The sequence below is a fragment of the Roseobacter fucihabitans genome (genome assembly GCF_014337925.2).
Taxonomy (GTDB): domain Bacteria; phylum Pseudomonadota; class Alphaproteobacteria; order Rhodobacterales; family Rhodobacteraceae; genus Roseobacter; species Roseobacter fucihabitans.
Genome location: NZ_CP143423.1, coordinates 2922569 through 2942046, shown reverse-complemented (window position 1 = coordinate 2942046; position 19478 = coordinate 2922569). Strand labels below are relative to the sequence as shown.

Here is a 19478-nt window from a genome sequence, read left to right as displayed (position 1 = left end):
TGCTATCAAAGGAGCGGCATCAAACCGCGACAGGTCCACGCCGGGCACGTCAAAATGACAGCGTAGTTGCGCCCCGCGTTATGATACTTTCCAAATTCCATCCCTGCGAGAACTTTTGCAAATTTTCAGACCATAAAACCCGCATTGGTTGAAAATTAAGGAAAAAGCACAAAGAGTTGATATTTCGTTACCATTTCTGGAAAAATTTACTAAAGTGACCTCGAATAAATGTGCCGTTGAATATTGTGGGAGTTTGACCTTATTTATAGCATCAAAGTTGCATCGAGCTTTGTAAAAGCGATCGCTTTGTTTGGTATCCGTCTGCCGACCCGTACTTTCTGAGTCCGTATCGGGCGGGATGCATCGCTCAAGTAGCTTTATTTTACGCGTCATTGTGCCAGCAGTAGGGCTGGATTCGAATTTTTTTGAAGAGGCTTTGCCTTAATTAGTACCGTTGGGAGACATCAGATGACATACCAGAACTACGAATTCACCGCCTTTGCGGAAGCCGATCTGCTGAGCGGAGGTGATACAAACCTCGGATGTGGAGATGTCTTCACCATGCCGGCCACCGCGACAACCTGTATCACGGTACATGACAATGATCCCTTCCTCAGCGGCGACAACTGCACGAACGAAAAGGCCAATGACTACTATGGTCAGCAGGCGACAATCATGGGTGAAAACGGCGATGAACTGGGTAATGGCGGCCAGATCTACGCCGAGAGTTACCACTGGGTGCATGATCAGAACGGCAACTGGTACGTGATGATCGAAATCGAACAGGAAGGTGATGGGGCCGACTACTTTACCTTTTTCACCGGCTCCGGTTACGGCACCCCGCCTGCCGGGACGCAATTGACGGTTCATTCAACCTGCAATGTGACCTCAAACTGGATCGACTACAAATGCTTGGATGCCGGCGACAAGATTGAAACCGGCTCGATCTCGGGCACAGTGTTCTGCGACATCAATTGTGATGGTCTGAACGAAGGTGAAACCACTATCTCAAAGGGTGAAAACCTGATTGTGAATGGTGATTTCGAGGACAACAGCCTGCACGATGCCGGTTTTACCTGGGGTGGCTTGGGCAGCGGCTGGTATGACATCGGTTCGCAAAAGGTTCAGGTGCTGGAACAGGATTACGGTCACGGCAATGCGACAGGCGATGCAATTGCCGAACTGGAATGCGGCGTTGTCATCTGCCAGCAGGTGAACGTGGCCGAGGCAGGCACATATTGCCTGACGTTCGATGTATCGCGTCGCGGCACCGTGGATCAGGACAATAAATTCCAACTTTTTGTTAATGGCCAACTCGTCGAGACATTTGTGGCCGCTGGTCAGGAAACCGTTGAGATCCAGTTGGATCTGAGCGCTGGGAGTAACCGCTTCGATTTCAAATCCCTGAGCCAGAGCTATATTGGCGCTGGTCTGGATGATATCGAACTGCGTCAGGTCATTGAAACCACAACATCCGAGCCAACCAAGCAGGGCGTTGTGATCAAGCTGCTGGATGCCGACGGTAACGCGGTTCTGGACGCGGACGGCAATGCCATCACCACCTTGACCGACGCCGATGGTAACTACAGCTTTGATGACGTGCCGGTTGGCGATTACACTATCATGGGCGTTGCTCCTGACGGTACGGAATTCACCATCCAGGACGCTGGGTCTGATGACACCATCGATAGCGATGTGAATGCAGACGGCATGTCCGGCGTTGTGACCGTAACGGCCAATGGCACTGTCGATGTGGATCTTGGCGTCTGTGAAAAGCAACCGGGCGCTCTGTCGGGTACGTATTTCTGTGACGAGGACCGGGACGGTGTGGACGACGGTGCCGCGAACGGCGACAAGGACGTGGCGGGCAAGACCGTTACTCTTCTGAATGCCGATGGCACGCCGGCTCTGGACATCGACGGCAATCCCGTCGCCGCGATTCTGACCGATGCGGAAGGTAACTACCGTTTCGATAACCTTGCTGCGGGTGACTACAAGGTCATGTTCGAGGCCACCGATGACAAGGAATTCATCGCTCAGGATGTCGGTTCTGATGACACCATCGACAGCGACGCCAATCCAACCAATGGCATGACTGACGCGGTGACGGTTGTTGCGAACGAAGAGACGAAAGATGTCGATGTCGGCGTGCAGGCCCTGCTCGGGTCTCTGTCTGGTCGCTATTTCTGCGATGACGATAAGGATGGTCTGGACAATGACGGTGCCGACAACGGGATCCAGGGGGTCGCTGTGGCACTTCTGGACGCAAATGGCAATCCGGTCCTGGATGCCAACGGTGCCCCGCGAACCGCTACTACGGATGCGCAGGGCAACTATGCCTTCGCGGGTCTGGTGGCCGCCACTTATGCGGTTGTTTTCACGGATGCCGTCTCCGGCAAGGAACTGACCACCCAGAACGTAGACGGAAACGTATCTGACGAAATTGACAGCGATGCCAGCGATCTGGGCGGCGGTGCATCCCAGATCGAGGGGATCGTGGTTCTGGCCGGACAGGACACCCCCGACAATGACGCCGGTGTCTTTGAACCGAACGACGATCCGACGGCAACGGACGATCAGGGCAAAGGCTGTGCGGACGAGGACATCGTTGTTAATTTCTCCGACAACTTCGCGGACAGCGACAGCACGTCGGTGGGGATCACGATGATCGAAGGGCAAGCCATAACGGCGGGTGGTCCGGCGATTGTGCTAGATGGCGTGGAAGTCTCTTTGACGGTAGATGATGAGTTCATCTTCAACGGTGAGACCGAATTTGCCAGTCTCGATATCGGCCAGGAAGCCGTGCGCGATTATACCGTCACAGTAGAGGACAGCGATGGCGGCAGCGTGACAGCCAGCATAGGCGTGACGTTCTGCGGTGATGCGAATTCAGTAGAGTCGCTTTATGCCAGCATACCAACTTCGGCCTCTTACCAGATCACTTCAGGGCTTAACGCCACACCAAACACAGATGGCGGCTTTGACATCAAAATTGTGGACAGTGGCGATGCGCGGTTTGACGGTCAAATCTTCGATGCGTATTGTCTCAGCTTCCTTGATCCAGCAAATGCAGGTGTCACTTTTGATGATGCGCCGGTTTTGGGTGCGGACGTCTTTGGTGCTCAGTCCGCTGCTGGCTTGGGTGTGTTTAACGCAAACCAGACCAGCGCGTTCAATGGCCAGGATGCAGAGGACAACCTGGACCTCGTTAATTACATCATCGCGCAATGCTATGAAGATGAGAGCCAGTTCAACGGTTGGGAAGTCCAGTTTGCGATCTGGGAGTTAACGGATAATTTTGACAGTGCCATCGCATTTGCAGCCAATTCGGTCTTCGGTGATTTGGGAGATACGCAAGCTATTCTGGCTGATGCGGCTTTGAATGGAGAGAACTTCGTTGCGGGTATCGACGACAAGGTGGGCGTCATTATCGAACCCAATCCTGAGACCCCTGAAAATTCACAGCCTTTCATCATCGGAATTGATTTTGAGACTTTTGATTGCTTGTGCTAAAGGCTAACGAAATTGCTGGTGCCTAAGAATTGGGCATCATGCGGCAGGCGGGTTTTCCGCTGGCTGTCTGAACCAAGCTATTAAGTCCAGACAGTTTAACGATGATACGTGTTCGACAAGGAGAACCATTATGAAAACGGTACTTTTCTCAGCATCAGCGCTAATTGCGATGGCTGGTATGGCTATGGCAAACGGAAATCCCGGTGACTTCGGTGGGCAGGCGACACCTGTCCCTGAAATCAGCGCACTGGAAGGCACCGCAGCTCTGGCCGCTGTAGCTGCCGTTGTGCTGATCGCTTGGGAACGTCGCCGTCGCGCGGCTTAAACTGGACGACTGAAATTAGCAGGCCCGCCCATTTGAATGGGCGGGCCTGCTTCCTTTGTAGGTCTTTGTATTAACGAGCTTGATTGTACCATGATTGCAGCTGACTCTCCGCCATCATCTATGCGTGCCCGCCGCGGTCCACTGATCGTCGCCGGTTTATTATTGGTAATCGAGTTGATGGCGATCGGACTTATCTTCAAACACAGTATCTCATTCAATTGCCTGGAGAACTGGCCACCGCGCGCCTGCGCAAATGCCAGTGGGACATTGGTCGCGCTTTATTGCATGCTGGCCGGTCTGTTCCTGTTCAGCATGCTCCGTCCTGCGTCACTTGGTATCCTTTTCAGCCATGCTGGAGATCGAATCTGGCCGCTGGGTATCAACCTTCTGGGCGTCTTGGTCGCGCTGATCCCGGTCAGTTTTCTGCAAGACGGGGCCGGCACCGAGGTTATCGTTCCCGCCTTCGTTTTCTGGAGTCTCGGCATGGGGCTGCTGCTGACAGGCCTGGCACTCTACCTCGCGACGCACCTGCGCTGGCATCGGTTTCTGAAAGAATATGGTCTAACGCTGATCCCGATGCTGGTCGCCGCCGCCGCCGCTCCAACGCTTGCCATCCAGATCCGCCCGTTGTGGCATAATCTTGACGCGATCTCACAGATCACCTTTGACGCGGTTGCTTTCGTTGTCCGCGCCTTAGGGTATCAAGTTGATACGCCTCCCGGAACCAAGGTCATCGGATCGGGTGATTTCTACATCAATGTCGCCCCGCAATGCTCGGGCATCGAGGGCTTTGTGCTCGTCACCGTCTTTGTGTCTCTGTATCTGTTGCTTTTCCGGGCGGATCTGCGGTTTCCATGGGCCCTGATACTGTTCCCAGCCGGGCTTGCCGCCTCCGCTGCCTTTAATGTGCTGCGGATCGCGATCCTGTTGATTATCGGACTGGAAGGAAACCCGGAACTCGCCGTGGGCGGTTTCCACTCTCACGCTGGCTGGCTGATGTTCACGCTTGTCGCTCTGGGCATTATCGCATTGGCTCAGACATTCCCCGCATTCCAAAAAGCAGGATCACAGTCCCAAACGTATGGAAATGCCCCCCAAGCGCAACCGGCCTTTCTGGACGACCCAATCGTTGCCCATATCCTGCCTTTTGTTGTCTTCATGTTCAGCGCGCTTCTTGCACAGGTTTTTTCCAACAGTCCCGGTGTGGTCTATCCATTGCGAGTGTTGGCGATGGCAGCTGCCCTGATCTTGTTCCTGCAGGTCTATCGGCGTCTGAGCTGGCATGTGGATGGCGTAGCCTTTGCCGCAGGTCTGGCCATCGGGATCATGTGGGTCGTCATTCCAGTTCCCCCATCCGATGCGGCACCCTATGGGAGCCTGACGGGCGGCCTGTTGCTGGGGTGGTTCGTCCTTCGTGGCATCGGGACGATCGTTCTTGTGCCGGTGATCGAAGAGCTGTTTTTCAGAGGCTACCTTGAAAATCGCCTGCGTCTTGGTACCGGCGCGGGGTGGCGTGTTCTGGCGGCGGTGATCACTGCTGCCCTCTTTGCAGCGCTCCATGACCGTTGGGCCGAGGCATTTGCAGCTGGCCTCATCTTCTCGTGGGTCATGTCCAGACGCGGCTCGGTGGTAGATGCCATTCTTGCCCATGCCGCCGCCAATGCTTTAGTTTACTCTGTGGCGCTGATCACCGGCAATCTAGCGATCATCTGATGCCTCTCAAAGGATCAACGGGCCGTTCCAGCGCCGATCCAGGTACCCCAACATAGGGGTCAGTTACGGATAGGGGCGGAATCCTGCGCTAAGGAATTTTGGTTTCTTTTTGCGATATCGAAAACGGTATTTTTTGAGATGCCCAGATCACGTGCGATCCATCGGTAAGAACGGCCTTCTTTGATAAGGGCCATGACTTTGGGCGCGAGGCGGTCTGCCGCCCCTAGCTACCGACTTTGTCCCCGGTTACGGGATTGGGCCTTTCCCTGTCCCTCGCGGCGTTGCTCTTTGAACATCTCGCGATCCCGCTCATGCACTGTGTGATGCGCCTGCCGGGCGAGCTCAGACAGGCCCAGCATGTCCTTGGGGCGGAAGTTTTGAGTGTCCTGCAGATTGCCGTCGCCGTCCTTGTAGGTGCGGGCCACGGTCACGGAATGGTAGGCACCTTTTTCGCCCTCGTTGCGCCAGATGGCTGCTTTGAGGGTCCCTTCGCGCAGGGTCTCTTCGGGACGGTGAGTGGCTTTGGTGTCATCAGACATGGAATGGTCTCCTTTGTGCGGTTGTCCGTTCTCCCATGACAATTCCAAAGACGCGAGTGTGCGGCTTTGGATGCCAGAGGCCTCCTGCAATCCATCCGCTGCTTTGCCAGCGAGGGCCGCGCCGTGAACGGTGACGCCTTTTTTGCGCCAGGCATCGGTTGCGGTTTCCAGCATGGTGCTTTTGCCCGCACCTGCGAGGCCTTCCACATTGGCGAGCCGTTCTGGCCCGGTCACATGACGAACAGCGGCCTCTTGCTCTGCGCTAAGCGCCCAGCCAAAAGCACGGCGCATTTCTCGGGTCTTGGCTGCTAAAGCAGTGGTAATGTGCGATGACATCACCGGAGACGTCTTGTCTGCACGGAGTGCAGCCGCAGATTGATGCAATTGTGTCTCGGCTTTTTGATAGTCAATCGTCGTATAGACAGGGTGTTTGTCGCTCGACAGGCGAACGGCCTCGGATGACTTTAGTGCCCCGTCGGCAAGTTTGCTCAAGGTCTGCGGATCGTCGATCCACTGCGACAGCGCGCGCAACGTGTCCGTCCGCGTAAAAGCCGCACGTGTTTTGGACAGCTCGTCTAAAATCAGTGTTGGGTGTGCAATCAAACGCTCTCTTGTCAGCCCTGTTGGCTCGGCCTTGATCTCCAGACGTTGCTGCGTGGGCTTATGAGCAGGTGCGGGCATGAGTGCCCGGCGCTCGGTAAGGTGGCGATCAATCAAATCCTGTTGTGCCAGTTGCGCCGCTGCCTGCGTCGCAGCCGCTTGCCGCGCACAGCGGTCGACATGGGCGTCAAAGCGCCCCGTCATTTTCATGAAAGCGATCTGCAACCCCTTGGGCTGCTGCGCCACCCGCGTGGCTTCATCCAGCTTTTGCTGCGAAACAAGGTCGGCCCGTTCGCCACGTTGCTGCGCGACCAACGCGGCAAGCACTTTGATCTTTGAATCGGTTTGAGGTCGGGGAGCCTGCGCGGGCAATGCCTGTGCCAACGCCCGCGCCGCATCCACCGCAGGCAATTGCTCAATGTCTGTGATCTTCTGCGCCAGCGCCCTTGGCTTGACGCCACACCACCGTGATAGCGACCAGACCTTGCCATCGGCATCAACCGCGACAAGCCCCCGCCGATTGCCCCGGGCGAGGGCATAGGCAAGCTGGTTGAGATTGCTCGCAATCCGCGATTGCCCCAGCAGGGCCAGTGCCTCCGCTGCGGCCTTCTTATCCTCAACCACGTCCTTTGGCCGCCGCTTGCGCTTCGCCGCCTCGGCCCCAAACATACAAGCGCGCACATAGGCGCTCAACGTCATGCCCGCTGCCAATTCTTCTAGCCGTTGACGCTCTTCTGGCGTGAGCCGCAAGGTAAGGGGCGAGCGATCACGACGATTGCCTGTCGTTGCAGCGACAGCAGCAACTTCATTAAAGCCCACCGTTGCCTGTCCAGCCTCTCTGTCGACACCAGCGCTCATGGTTCAAGCTCCGGCAGATCAGTCGCAAGAGGCGCTAATTTATGCCCATCCGCATCAGCTGACGCTGCATCGGCAAAGGCAGCTAACGTGTGGATAACTTCCGGCCCAGACTTGAGAACCTCACTCCAGTTCTCTAATTCTTCAAGAACCAAAGCGCACTCGGAGGATTCTAGGTTGTTCCCCTCCGGTGCACCATATTTCATCGTAATAATTTGAATTTAAACGGTAAAATTTAACGAGGTTCGATTGTTGCGGGATTGCGCACCAATTCCCGCAACAATTCTGAAATTTCCTGCTGAAAACATCTGGCTGGACGACGCCTTGAAAACCCGCGCTTGAATGCTGACATCCAAGTAATAGATTTTAAAGAATTATCGGTGACTGATTTAGAAACTAAGCTCAGACAATGGGCGAGGCCGCCAAGCGAAGCTCAGGAAAAGCGATGTACAAACGCAGAAGTCATGATCTGAAAGGCAGTGGCGTCTAGCGTCCATGATACCCGGCGCTATTGCTTCATCATCCGCAGGCGACTGCCGCAGTATGTCGATGATTGTCAGCTTCAACTCATTGCGCCCGAATAGCTGCTTGTACTTCCCGCATGGGGCTATGGCTTTGGGGTCGTCCTGATAATTACACAGCACCAGCGCGCGGTCTATGGCGTCCAGATCGGTCTTGAGGGCATCAGCGGCCTTCTGCGCGACCTTGTGCTCGCCACGCTTTTTGATAAGTCCGTGTATCGTGTTTTGCATGCTCGCATTATGGATTCGTAGCCTTTTTTATAAGATATGTTGTTGGTGCGTTTGATATATAAGGCCGGATATTTCAAGCAATCCTGATCAGTTCGAATCCTTGCTCGCCACTGCGGCGCAAGACGAACTTACCATGTTAAAGCAGAAATATCTAAAAACCTTCATCACAGCCAAACGGGGCGTTCGAAAAAGATACAAAGAGATTTTTAGTCGCGAGTACGTCTACCGTTTTGCCGTCTTTATGGCTTGCCACCATAATAAATTGATAGAGGTTAAGCAAAAGACCCGTCAGTTCTCCGATGGAGGCGCGGTTCTGACGTTTGACGATGGGCTGTATTCCCGTCTCTTCTCGTCTTCCCTAGAGCAGGCGAATATCATTGAGGAAGACATATTAGCCGTTCTGGAAACGACCCCGTTGCAGGCGGTTTAAAGCGTTTTGCGTTTGATGTGAATTGAACGGGGATTCACAAGATGTCATTTGTCCGATTCACTTTCTTTGGGAGGTGGATTATGGGCAAGCCTTACTCTTTGGATTTTCGGGGACGAATTTGTGCGTATGTAGCCGGGGGGGCATTCGGCGCGTACTGCGAGGCGTGTATCCATGAAGACCGGATGACCAATATCCATTTTCCAGGACAGTTCCAAAGACGCAAGGGTGCGGTTTGCAATACCAGACGCGGTTTCCAATTCCTCAGCGGCTTTTCCGGCAAGTGACGCGCGATGGAAAGTCACGCCTTGCCGCGCCCATCCGTTGTCCCTGGCGTCGGTTTGCCTATCGCGTCTGTTTGCATTCCGTGCAAAAAAACATGCGGAAAAAATGCGACCAGCTTTGCATTTGTGCCGCGGGTTTGCGCTTTGCGTTTCGGTTGATGCGTTTCATCAGATGTTGCAAATCCGTCAACCGTTTCTGCGCGCCGCTCCCACCCGCTTCGCTTTGAACGGCCAGGATTTTTTTCTGCGTGTGGAGGGCAGACTCGATCATCTCGATGTCATCGGCCGTCAGGTCCAGACTGTGCAGATTATTTAACATTTGAATCGCATCCTTTTTACTCTCTTCATTATATGGGGGACAAATAGGGATACGCCAATTATCACGGATCAGATTTCCGTGATGTATCCTACGGGGTCACAGTTGCGTGAGGCGTGTTAACAAGATGCTGTCTTGCGGCGGTTTTTACGGCCCGCGTCAAAGGGTCCAATGCGGCGGACATCAATCGGCTCGTTTGCCAATAAAGGCTCACATCCAATGGCTCATCGTCAATCACCGGCACAAGTGTGCCGCGCTGCAGGTGATGTTGGACCAAGGGCAAGGGGTTGAGCCCCCATCCCAGCCCCGCAAGGGTCGCGTCAATGAAAGCCTGTGTCGAGCGCAGCTGATGCGCGGGGGGGGAGAGCTTTTCACCCGTGATCTGGGTCATCCAGCGGTGTTGCAGCCGGTCCTTGGCGTTGAATGTCAGCAGTGGCGCATGCTTCAGATGCTCCGCCGTGACGCCCGAACTGAACCAACGCGCCATGAAATCGGGGCTGGCGGTCGCCACGTAGCGCAAGGCCCCCAGCGCCTGGCAATTACAACCCGAAACCGCCGTCGCTTGTCCGGTGAGTGCCGCGCTGACCGCGCCGCGCAAGAGCCAGTCCCAGGAGGTATCCTGATCGTCAATCACCAGTTCAAACAGCATGCCCGGCGCATCGGCCAGCGCAGTGATGAACCATGTCGCGAGGCTGTCAGCGTTTACAGCGACCCGGACGCGGGGCGCGGACGTTCGCGCAGCGGGGGCGATATCGCTCAGGACGTGCGATTCCAGCAATGCGACATCATCGGCATGGCGCGCGAGCCTGGTCCCGGATGCCGTGGGGCGGCAGGGGTGCGCACGATAAATCAAAGCCGTGCCCATTTGTTCTTCCAAAGCCTTGATGCGCTGTGAAATTGCCGAAGGGGTCACGTGCAGATGTGCCGCAGCAGCGTCAAAGCTGCCATGGCGTACGATTGCCGCGAGCGCGGCCAGTTGATGGGGGTCAATCGACATTAATCTGGCTAAACCCAGCTTAGCTTTCTTAATTTGATTAATCCGGGAGCGGCAATTAGTCAACGCAGATCACGACTAAGGAACCTCTGCATGTTTGACGCCTTTCTTCCCGGATTTCTGCTGAGCCTGTCGCTCATTCTGGCCATCGGTGCGCAAAACGCCTTTGTTCTGCGCCAGGGGTTGCGGCGTGAACATGTGTTTTGGGTCTGCCTGACCTGCGGTCTGTCTGATGCGGTTCTGATCATGGGCGGTGTGGCGGGTTTTGGCGCTTTGGCTCAGAAATTGCCCTGGTTCGAAGCGGTTATGCGCTACGGTGGTGCGGCCTTCCTGTTGTGGTATGGCTGGCGCAATGCGCGTGCGGCCTGGGTGGGCGGGCATGCCCTGCACGCGCAGGGGCAGGGCGGCAAGCCCCTCATGCCCACGCTGCTGACGCTTTCGGCGCTGACCTGGCTGAATCCGCATGTTTATCTCGATACCTTCGTGTTGATCGGCTCTGTTTCCGCGCAATATGAGGACCGGCATATTTTTGGCGCAGGTGCGGTTCTGGCCAGCATCAGCTTCTTTTTCGCCCTCGGGTATGGTGCGCGTATCCTTGCCCCGTTGTTTGCGCGGCCCGTAAGCTGGCGTATCCTCGACGGGCTGATCGCGCTGACGATGTGGGCCATCGCCGCGGGGTTATTATGGGTATGACCCCTTGCGGTCCGGCATAAAACGCGCTGTCTATGGCGTATGGTCACCCGCACGCCTTCCCGCCCGATTGCCGGCATCTTCTGGATGCTGATGACGGGCCTGTGTTTCGTCGCCGTAACCGCCTTGGTGAAATATATCGGGCCGCGTTTGCCCCCGGTTGAGATGGCTTTTCTGCGCTATCTGCTCGGGCTGGTGTTTCTGCTCCCGGTGCTCGGATCGTTGCGCGCGGCGCATCTGACAAGGCGGCAATGGGGGTTTTTCACGCTGCGCGGGGTTGTGCATGGCTGCGGCGTGATGCTGTGGTTTTACGCGATGGTGCGCATCCCCATCGCGGACGTAACGGCGATGAATTACCTCGCACCGGTCTATGTGACCATTGGGGCGGCGCTGTTTCTGGGCGAAAAACTGGCGTTTCGCCGTATCCTGGCGGTGGTTGTGGCGCTGATCGGCGCGTTGATCATCCTGCGTCCGGGGTTTCGCGAAATCAGCAGCGGCCATGTGGCCATGCTGGGCGCGGCGGTCGTTTTTGGCGGCTCTTACCTGACAGCCAAGGTCATGGCGGATGAGGTCAAACCCTCCGTCGTGGTGGCGATGTTGTCGATATTCGTCACAATTGTGCTGGCCCCCTTTGCCATCGCGGTCTGGGTGACGCCGAGTTTTGGGGATCTGGTTTTACTCTTCGGCGTGGCCTGTTTCGCGGTGGCGGGGCATTATACGATGACACTGGCCTTTGCCGCTGCCCCGTTGACTGTCACGCAGCCCGTGACCTTCACGCAACTGGTCTGGGCAGTCTTACTCGGGTATCTCTTCTTTGATGAAGCCGTTGATATCTGGGTGGTCTTGGGCGGCGTGGTGATCCTGGCCTCGGTTGTTTTCATCACCTGGCGCGAGGCTGTGTTGAAACGGGGCCAGACCACCCCCTTGGTACATGAAACCAAGGTATGATTTTTATTGATTGACTGATCAATAAAAAACCCGCTAGCTGACCCCCTTGATCGCAAAAGGGGAGTCGTATGCCAAAAATCGGAATGGAACCGATCCGCCGGTCGGAGTTGGTGGATGCCACCATCGCGGAACTGGCCTCCAAGGGGTCGATGGATATCACCGTCGGACAGATCGCCAAACGTGCAGGCATGTCCACGGCACTGGCGCATCATTATTTCGGCGGCAAGGATCAGATTTTTCTGGCCGCCATGCGCCAGATCCTGCGCGATTTCGGGGTCGAAGTGCGCCGCGGCCTGACGGGTGCGACGCACCCCAAGGCGCGCGCTGTTGCCGTGATCGAGGCGAGTTTTTCACCAACCTGCTTTTCACCCGATACCGTGAGCGCCTGGATGACGCTTTATGCGCAGGCCCAGACAAACCGCGAGATGCTACGACTGTTACGGCTGTACCAACGACGGCTGAAATCCAATCTCAGCCATGCGCTGCGCCCTCTGGCGGACCGACCCGAAGCCATCGCCGAAACCCTGGCTGCGTTGATCGACGGTCTTTATCTGCGCGCCGCCCTGTCGCGCTCCCAAACACCCGATGCGGCACGCACCACCGCCCTTGATACCCTGAACATCCTGCTGGAGAGCCGCAGATGAGCCGTCCCAATATCCTGATCCTGATGGTGGACCAATTGAATGGCACGCTGTTCCCGGATGGCCCGGCGGATTGGCTGCACGCGCCCCACCTCAAGAAACTGGCGGCACGCTCCACCCGGTTCAAAAATGCCTATACCGCCTCGCCGCTCTGCGCGCCGGGGCGTGCGGCTTTCATGTCCGGGCAATTGCCTTCGGCCACCGGCGTTTATGACAATGCCGCCGAATTCCCGTCCTCCGTTCCGACCTATGCGCATCATCTGCGCCGTGCGGGCTATCAGACCTGCCTGTCGGGCAAGATGCATTTTGTGGGCCCGGATCAATTGCACGGGTTCGAAGAACGCCTGACCACCGATATTTACCCCGCCGATTTCGGCTGGACGCCGGATTACCGAAAGCCCGGCGAGCGGATTGACTGGTGGTATCACAATATGGGCTCGGTGACCGGGGCAGGCGTGGCCGAGATTTCCAACCAGATGGAATATGACGATGAAGTCGCCTTCAACGCGACGCGCAAACTTTACGATCTGTCACGCGGCGGTGATGCACGGCCCTGGTGCCTGACGGTCAGTTTCACCCATCCGCATGACCCCTATGTCGCGCGCAAGAAATACTGGGACCTCTACGCGGATTGCGAACACCTGCTGCCGGAGGTGCCAGCATTCGCCTACACCGATCAGGACCCGCACAGCAAACGCATTTTCGACGCCAATGACTGGCGTAGCTTCGACATCACAGAGACCGACATCCGCCGTTCCCGGCAGGCCTTTTTCGCAAATATCAGCTATCTGGACGATAAGGTTGGCGAAATAATGCAGACGCTCGAAGACACCCGGCAAGAGGCGATTATCCTCTTTGTCTCCGATCACGGGGACATGCTGGGCGAGCGCGGCTTGTGGTTCAAGATGTCCTTCTTTGAGGGATCTGCGCGCGTGCCACTGATGATCTGTGCACCGCAGATGGCGCCGGGCCTGCACACCACACCGGTCTCCAATATCGACGTTTGCCCGACGCTTTGCGATCTGGCGGGTGTGTCGATGGAGGAGGTCGTCGAATGGACCACGGGCACGTCCTTGGTGGCGATGGGCCAGGGTGTCGCGCGTACCGAACCTGTCGCGATGGAATATGCAGCGGAGGCCACCTACGCGCCGATGGTGTCGCTGCGCTACGGCAAATGGAAATACAACCGATGCGCGTTGGACCCGGATCAACTCTTTAATCTGGAGGCCGACCCGCATGAGTTGCACAACCTCGCCGATGTAGCCGAACACCAGGGAACCCTGAACCAGCTGAGGGCAAAATCCGAAGCGCGCTGGGACCTCGAAGCCTTTGACGCGGATGTACGCAAAAGCCAGGCGCGCCGCTGGGTGGTTTACGATGCGCTACGACAGGGCGGCTACTACCCTTGGGATTATCAGCCCCTGCGTGATGCCTCAGAGCAATACATGCGCAACCACATGGACCTCAACGTGCTCGAAGACAGCAAACGCTTCCCGCGCGCTGAGTGAGCCTTCTTCATTGTTCCCAAAATATGCCCGCCGGAGGCGATTATGACCTATCCAACACAACCCACCGCAAGCCATTTCATCAATGGTGCCTATGTCGAAGACACCTCCGGCACGCCCATTCCGGTGATCTATCCCGCCACGGGCGAGGTCATCGCGACCGTCCATGCGGCCACGCCCGAAATCATTGATCAGGCCTTGTCTTGCGCGTGCGCCGCACAGGCTGAATGGGCGGCGATGAGTGGCACCGAACGCGGCCGGATCCTGCGCCGCGCTGCGGATATCATACGTGAGCGCAACCATGAGCTGTCCATCCTGGAAACCTATGACACCGGCAAGCCCTATCAGGAAACCAGCGTTGCGGATGCCACGAGCGGGGCGGATGCGTTGGAGTATTTTGGCGGGATGGCGGCGACCCTGACGGGTGAGCATATCCAATTGGGCGAGGATTGGGTCTATACGCGCCGCGAGCCACTGGGTGTTTGTGTCGGGATCGGCGCGTGGAATTACCCGACACAAATCGCCTGCTGGAAGGGCGCGCCCGCGCTGGCCTGCGGGAATACGATGGTGTTTAAACCCTCCGAAACCACGCCACTTTGCGCTCTGAAGATCGCCGAGATCCTGCATGAGGCCGGGCTGCCAGCGGGCGTTTATAACGTCATTCAAGGCATGGGAGAGGTGGGTGGTGCGCTGGTCAGCGACCCACGCGTGGATAAGGTCTCGCTCACCGGATCGGTGCCGACGGGGCGCAAGGTTTACGCGGCGGCGGCGGCGGGCATCAAGCACGTGACGATGGAATTGGGCGGTAAATCCCCGATCCTCGTGTTCGAGGATGCGGATATCGAAAACGCGGTGAGCGGCGCAATTCTGGGGAATTTCTACTCGTCCGGTCAGGTTTGTTCCAACGGGACAAGGGTTTTTGTGCATGCTGATATCAAGGAGGCGTTTTTGAAGCGCTTGAGTGAACGTCTGGCGGGAGCGGTGATTGGTGATCCGATGCAGCCCGAGACGAGTTTCGGCCCGATGGTGTCGCAGCGGCAGATGGATATCGTTCTGGGCTATATCGAGAAAGGCAAGGCGGAAGGCGCGCGGTTGGTCTATGGCGGCGCGCGGGTCGATCATGAAGGGTTTTTCCTGCAACCGACCGTGTTTGCCGACGTCACAGATGACATGATGATCGCGCGCGAAGAGATTTTCGGTCCCGTCATGGCGGTGCTGGATTTCACCGAGGAGGCCGACGTGATGGCGCGGGCCAATGACACGGAATTTGGTCTGGCGGCGGGTGTTTTCACGCGGGATCTGAGCCGTGCGCATCGCGTGGCGGCGGGGTTTGAGGCGGGGACCTGCTATATCAACACCTATAACGACGCGCCCGTCGAGGCCCCCTTTGGGGGCTCCAAAGCCTCCGGTGTGGGGCGTGAGAATTCCAAGGCGGCGATCGCGCATTACAGCCAGTTGAAGTCGGTCTATGTGCGCATGGGCGATCTGGAAGCGCCTTTTTAACAGATGTGATCCAAAGGAGCGCTGACGCGCACGCCATGTTTTATGCGCGTGCCGCGCGGTGCCATCCGGATAGGTGAGAGATATGATGCAAGCGGATTTTGTGATTGTGGGCGCAGGCAGTGCCGGATGTGCGATGGCGTACCGATTGGCGGAGGCCGGCTCCTCGGTGATCGTCATCGAGCATGGCGGGAGCGATGTGGGACCGTTCATCCAGATGCCGGCGGCGCTTTCCTATCCGATGAATATGAAGCGGTATGACTGGGGGTTTTCTTCCGAGCCCGAGCCGCATTTGAACAACCGCCGGTTGGCTTGTCCGCGCGGTAAGGTGATAGGCGGCTCCTCCAGCATCAACGGCATGGTTTATGTGCGCGGCCATGCGATGGATTTTGATCATTGGGAAGAGCAGGGGGCGCAGGGTTGGGGCTACGGCGATGTTTTGCCCTATTACAAGCGCATGGAAAGCTGGCACCACAACGGGCATGGCGGGGATCCAGCGTGGCGCGGCTCGGACGGGCCGCTGCATGTCAGCCGGGGACCGCGCCAGAACCCGCTCTATGAGGCATTTGTTAAGGCCGGACGGCAGGCGGGGTATCAGACGACCGAAGATTACAACGGCCAGAAACAGGAAGGGTTCGGGCCGATGGAGCAGACGGTCTGGCAGGGGCGGCGCTGGTCGGCGGCCAATGCTTATCTGCGCCCGGCTTTGAAGTATCAGAACTGCACGCTGGTCAATGGGTTGGCGCAGCGTGTCATCATTGAGGACGGGCGCGCGAGGGGTGTCGAAATCCGGCGTGGTGGCGGTTTGGAAGTAATCAAAGCGAACCGCGAGGTGGTTTTGGCGGCCTCTTCGATCAATTCGCCCAAGTTGCTGATGTTGTCGGGGATCGGTCCGGGCGCGCATCTGGCCGAGCATGGTATTGACGTTGTCGCGGATCGCGCGGGGGTCGGGCAGAACCTTCAGGATCATCTGGAGCTCTATATTCAGATGGCCTCCAGCCAGCCGATCACGCTTTACAAACACTGGAACCCGATTTCAAAGGCCTTGATCGGGGCGCAATGGTTGTTCACCAAGACCGGCATGGGCGCGTCCAATCAGTTTGAAAGCAGCGCCTTCATTCGCTCGCAAGCCGGTGTGCCCTACCCGGACATCCAATATCATTTCCTGCCGATTGCCGTGCGATATGATGGTCAGGTCGCGGCGGAAGGTCATGGGTTTCAGGCTCATGTCGGGCCGATGCGCTCCCCCTCGCGCGGGGCCGTCACGCTTGCATCGGCTGATCCGGCGGAGGCACCGCGCATCTTTTTCAACTATATGTCGAGCGATCAGGATTGGACGGATTTCCGGCGCTGCATCCGCCTGACCCGCGAGATTTTTGCGCAGGAGGCGTTCAAGCCTTTTGTCAAAAGTGAAATACAACCGGGTGCGTCGGTGCAATCGGATGACGCGCTGGATGATTTCATCCGCGAACACGCCGAAAGCGCCTATCACCCCTGCGGCACCTGCCGGATGGGGCACCTGGATGATGCGGGTGCCGTCGTGGACCCGCAAGCCCGCGTGATCGGGGTCGACGGGCTGCGCGTGGCTGACAGCAGCATTTTTCCGCGGATCACGAATGGCAACCTCAATGCGCCTTCTATCATGGTGGGTGAAAAAATATCCGATCACCTGTTGGGACGCGATCCGCTGGCACGCTCCAATGATGCGCCCTGGCTGCATCCGGATTGGGAAACCTCCCAGCGTTAACCGTCAATTAACCTAGGTTAATGGATTTGTCTTGTTTCGCGGTTAGGTCGTGGGCATATCCATCCTATGCGTGGTTTTTTATTTTGTTTGATCCTGGGTGCTGTGACATTGCCCGATGCGTCGCTGGCGACACCAAATCCGTCCGGCGTGGTGCGCGTGATTGACGGGGATACGATCGATGTCGGGGATAGGCGCGTCCGCATCCATGGCATCGATGCACCCGAAGCGCGACAGACCTGTCGGACCGAGCAAGGGATGACCTGGAACTGCGGGACCTGGGTGACAGAGCAGGTGAGCCAGCTTTATGAAGGCAGGCAGGCCACTTGCGAGACGGTAACAATGGATCGCTACAACCGAATCGTGGCGCGGTGCCAGGTGCGTGGCCAAGACATTGGGTATGAAATCGTGAGCGCCGGGCTGGCCTTTGCCTATCGTAAATATGCGCGCGACTATGTTCTGGCGGAAAAGGCGGCGGCGGTGCGCGATGTCGGCTTGCACGCAAGCCATGTACAGAACCCATCGCAATTTCGTCAAACCCGCGCAGTGGGGCGCATCCCGCCGGATCGGGCCTGTCCTATCAAGGGCAATGTGTCACGCAAAGGCGTTCGGATTTTTCACATGCCCGGTCAGCGGGATTATGAACGCACCGGGATCAGACCCGAGACCGGTGAACGCTGGTTTTGCACCCCCGAGCAGGCACGTCGCGCCGGATGGCGGCAGGCAAAACGTTAATCCACCTGATACGGCAGCACATCGCGTAGGTTCGGATCAACCCGCAGTTTGCGCTCCAAAGGGGGCACTGCGCGCTGATGACAACGCGCCCGTTCACAGATCCGACATGAAATGCCGATCGGCTCAAAGGCACTGTCACGATTGAGATCCATCCCGTCGGCATAAACCAGATCGCGCGCATGGCGAATTTCACACCCCAAGGCAATCGCATAGCGCCGGACCGGCGCGCCGAACCGACCCGCCGATTTGGACACATCACGCGCCAGATTGATGTAGCGGACACCATCGGGGGTTTCGGCAAGCTGGCGCAGGAAGCGCCCGGGCAGCTCAAACGCCCGGTGCACGTTCCAGAGCGGGCAGGCCCCGCCAAATCGCGCAAATTGCAGGCGCGTGGCGGAATGGCGTTTGGTAATCGTACCGGCCTGATCGACCCGGACAAAGAAGAACGGGATCCCCTTGGCACCGGGGCGTTGCAGCGTGGAGAGCCTATGCGCCACCTGCTCAATGGAGGCCCCAAAGTGTCCGGCCAGCGCTTCGACGTCGTGCCGACAGGCGCGGGCTTCCTGTTGAAAGCTGTCATAGGGCATCAGCGCGGCACCCGCGAAGTAATTGGCCAAACCGATCTTGGCAATCGCGCGGGCCTCTAGAGTGTGGAACCGCGCCAGATCAAGCGTGGCTTCCAGCAGCGCGTCCTGTTTGACCAACGCAACCTGCAACAGCAATTGAAAGGTCTGGGTCTCGGGTGGCGCGCGGCGCGACAGGGACAGCGATTTGGTTGCCGGATCATAGCAACGCAGCTGGTCGGTGTCCGCAAACTCCACGGTGACGCCCGCATTACCGAGCGCAGAAACCGCAGCGACCCTGATGTTGCGATGGCCGCCTTCCTTACTGGCAAAATGTTCGGCCGCACGGTCCACGGCGTCGATGTAATTATCGCAATAGTGAAAGAAATCGCGCACCTCTTCCCAGGGGCTGGGCGTGGCGCGGGCATCTTCGCGTCCCAAAGCCTCATCCAGCGAGGCAAGCCGTTCCTGCATTTGACGATAGCTGCGGTGCAATTCCAGGAAAGCATGCGCAAAACTGGGTGCGTTGGAGGCGGCCAATCGAAGATCGGCAATCGGTGGCAAGGTATCGGCGAAAAGCGGGTCGGCGAGCGCCTCGCGCATGTCACTGACCAGGCGTTCGCTGTCACCCGCGCTCAGCTCGGTCACATCCAGACCAAACTCCTGCGCCAAGGCCAGCACCACGGTCGTGGAAACGGGCCGGTTGTTGTTTTCCATCTGGTTCAGGTAGGGTAACGATACGCCTAATTTGGCGGCAAAGTCCTTTTGCGTATGACCAAGCCTGGTACGCAACTCGCGCAGTTTTGCACCTGCATAGAGTTTCTGTGTGGCCAT

17 protein-coding genes are annotated in these 19478 nt (G+C 57.4%); 11 read left to right on the top strand and 6 right to left on the bottom strand.

Features of this window, described 5'->3' with window-relative positions:
• The first annotated feature begins 468 nt into the window (after positions 1-468).
• The 3 genes from ROLI_RS14400 to xrtE all read left to right on the top strand — a co-directional run bounded on the left by ROLI_RS14400 (position 469) and on the right by xrtE (position 5551).
• Positions 469-3513, top strand: a complete 3045-nt coding sequence (locus ROLI_RS14400; RefSeq protein ID WP_187429698.1) for an SdrD B-like domain-containing protein — start codon at positions 469-471, stop codon at positions 3511-3513.
• Between the two features lie 130 nt (positions 3514-3643).
• The gene (locus ROLI_RS14395; protein WP_187429699.1) at positions 3644-3838 is read left to right on the top strand and encodes a VPEID-CTERM sorting domain-containing protein; all 195 of its coding nucleotides are present in this window, start codon (positions 3644-3646) and stop codon (positions 3836-3838) included.
• A 36-nt stretch (positions 3839-3874) separates the two neighbouring features.
• Complete coding sequence (gene xrtE, locus ROLI_RS14390; RefSeq protein ID WP_338469167.1) at positions 3875-5551, top strand: exosortase E/protease, VPEID-CTERM system; 1677 nt, start codon at positions 3875-3877, stop codon at positions 5549-5551.
• A gap of 59 nt (positions 5552-5610) precedes the next feature.
• Here the strand turns inward: xrtE and ROLI_RS14385 are convergent, their stop codons facing one another.
• The 3 genes from ROLI_RS14385 to ROLI_RS14375 all read right to left on the bottom strand — a co-directional run bounded on the left by ROLI_RS14385 (position 5611) and on the right by ROLI_RS14375 (position 8297).
• Positions 5611-5745 carry a hypothetical protein gene (locus tag ROLI_RS14385; protein ID WP_338469166.1) on the bottom strand — a complete coding sequence of 45 codons (135 nt, stop codon included), beginning with the start codon at positions 5743-5745 and terminating at the stop codon, positions 5611-5613.
• Between the two features lie 33 nt (positions 5746-5778).
• Positions 5779-7548, bottom strand: a complete 1770-nt coding sequence (locus ROLI_RS14380; RefSeq protein ID WP_338469165.1) for an AAA family ATPase — start codon at positions 7546-7548, stop codon at positions 5779-5781.
• A 386-nt stretch (positions 7549-7934) separates the two neighbouring features.
• Positions 7935-8297 carry a hypothetical protein gene (locus ROLI_RS14375; RefSeq protein WP_187429260.1) on the bottom strand — a complete coding sequence of 121 codons (363 nt, stop codon included), beginning with the start codon at positions 8295-8297 and terminating at the stop codon, positions 7935-7937.
• A 133-nt stretch (positions 8298-8430) separates the two neighbouring features.
• On the opposite strand from ROLI_RS14375, the gene ROLI_RS14370 reads away from it, so the two are divergent.
• The gene (locus ROLI_RS14370; RefSeq protein WP_222869437.1) at positions 8431-8727 is read left to right on the top strand and encodes a hypothetical protein; all 297 of its coding nucleotides are present in this window, start codon (positions 8431-8433) and stop codon (positions 8725-8727) included.
• A 342-nt stretch (positions 8728-9069) separates the two neighbouring features.
• Here the strand turns inward: ROLI_RS14370 and ROLI_RS14365 are convergent, their stop codons facing one another.
• Positions 9070-9327 carry a hypothetical protein gene (locus ROLI_RS14365; protein ID WP_187429258.1) on the bottom strand — a complete coding sequence of 86 codons (258 nt, stop codon included), beginning with the start codon at positions 9325-9327 and terminating at the stop codon, positions 9070-9072.
• Between the two features lie 88 nt (positions 9328-9415).
• Positions 9416-10321, bottom strand: coding sequence for a LysR family transcriptional regulator ArgP (locus ROLI_RS14360; RefSeq protein WP_187429257.1), 906 nt, complete (start codon positions 10319-10321; stop codon positions 9416-9418).
• A 90-nt stretch (positions 10322-10411) separates the two neighbouring features.
• Here ROLI_RS14360 and ROLI_RS14355 point away from each other — a divergent pair, with 90 nt between their 5' ends.
• From ROLI_RS14355 to ROLI_RS14325, 7 genes are all read left to right on the top strand, one after another.
• A complete protein-coding gene (locus tag ROLI_RS14355) occupies positions 10412-11011 on the top strand; it encodes a LysE/ArgO family amino acid transporter (RefSeq protein ID WP_187429256.1) in 600 nt (199 codons plus the stop codon).
• Positions 11012-11050: 39 nt separating this feature from the next.
• On the top strand, positions 11051-11956 hold the full coding sequence (locus ROLI_RS14350) for a DMT family transporter (protein ID WP_187429255.1): 906 nt from the start codon (positions 11051-11053) through the stop codon (positions 11954-11956).
• A 68-nt stretch (positions 11957-12024) separates the two neighbouring features.
• The gene (gene betI / locus ROLI_RS14345) at positions 12025-12600 is read left to right on the top strand and encodes a choline-responsive transcriptional repressor BetI (protein ID WP_187429254.1); all 576 of its coding nucleotides are present in this window, start codon (positions 12025-12027) and stop codon (positions 12598-12600) included.
• Entirely contained in the window at positions 12597-14105 is a 1509-nt protein-coding gene (betC, locus tag ROLI_RS14340) for a choline-sulfatase (protein ID WP_187429253.1), read from the top strand. The genes betI and betC overlap by 4 nt, the downstream gene beginning before the upstream one ends.
• Positions 14106-14147: 42 nt before the next feature.
• Complete coding sequence (betB, locus tag ROLI_RS14335) at positions 14148-15605, top strand: betaine-aldehyde dehydrogenase (RefSeq protein ID WP_187429252.1); 1458 nt, start codon at positions 14148-14150, stop codon at positions 15603-15605.
• A gap of 85 nt (positions 15606-15690) precedes the next feature.
• Positions 15691-17349 carry a choline dehydrogenase gene (gene betA, locus ROLI_RS14330; RefSeq protein ID WP_187429283.1) on the top strand — a complete coding sequence of 553 codons (1659 nt, stop codon included), beginning with the start codon at positions 15691-15693 and terminating at the stop codon, positions 17347-17349.
• Positions 17350-17415: 66 nt separating this feature from the next.
• Positions 17416-18081: a thermonuclease family protein gene (locus ROLI_RS14325; protein ID WP_187429251.1), complete on the top strand. Its 666-nt coding sequence runs from the start codon at positions 17416-17418 to the stop codon at positions 18079-18081.
• On the opposite strand, the gene ROLI_RS14320 is transcribed toward ROLI_RS14325, so the two are convergent.
• A complete protein-coding gene (locus tag ROLI_RS14320) occupies positions 18078-19478 on the bottom strand; it encodes a short-chain fatty acyl-CoA regulator family protein (RefSeq protein WP_187429250.1) in 1401 nt (466 codons plus the stop codon). The two genes, ROLI_RS14325 and ROLI_RS14320, sit on opposite strands and share 4 nt — an antisense overlap.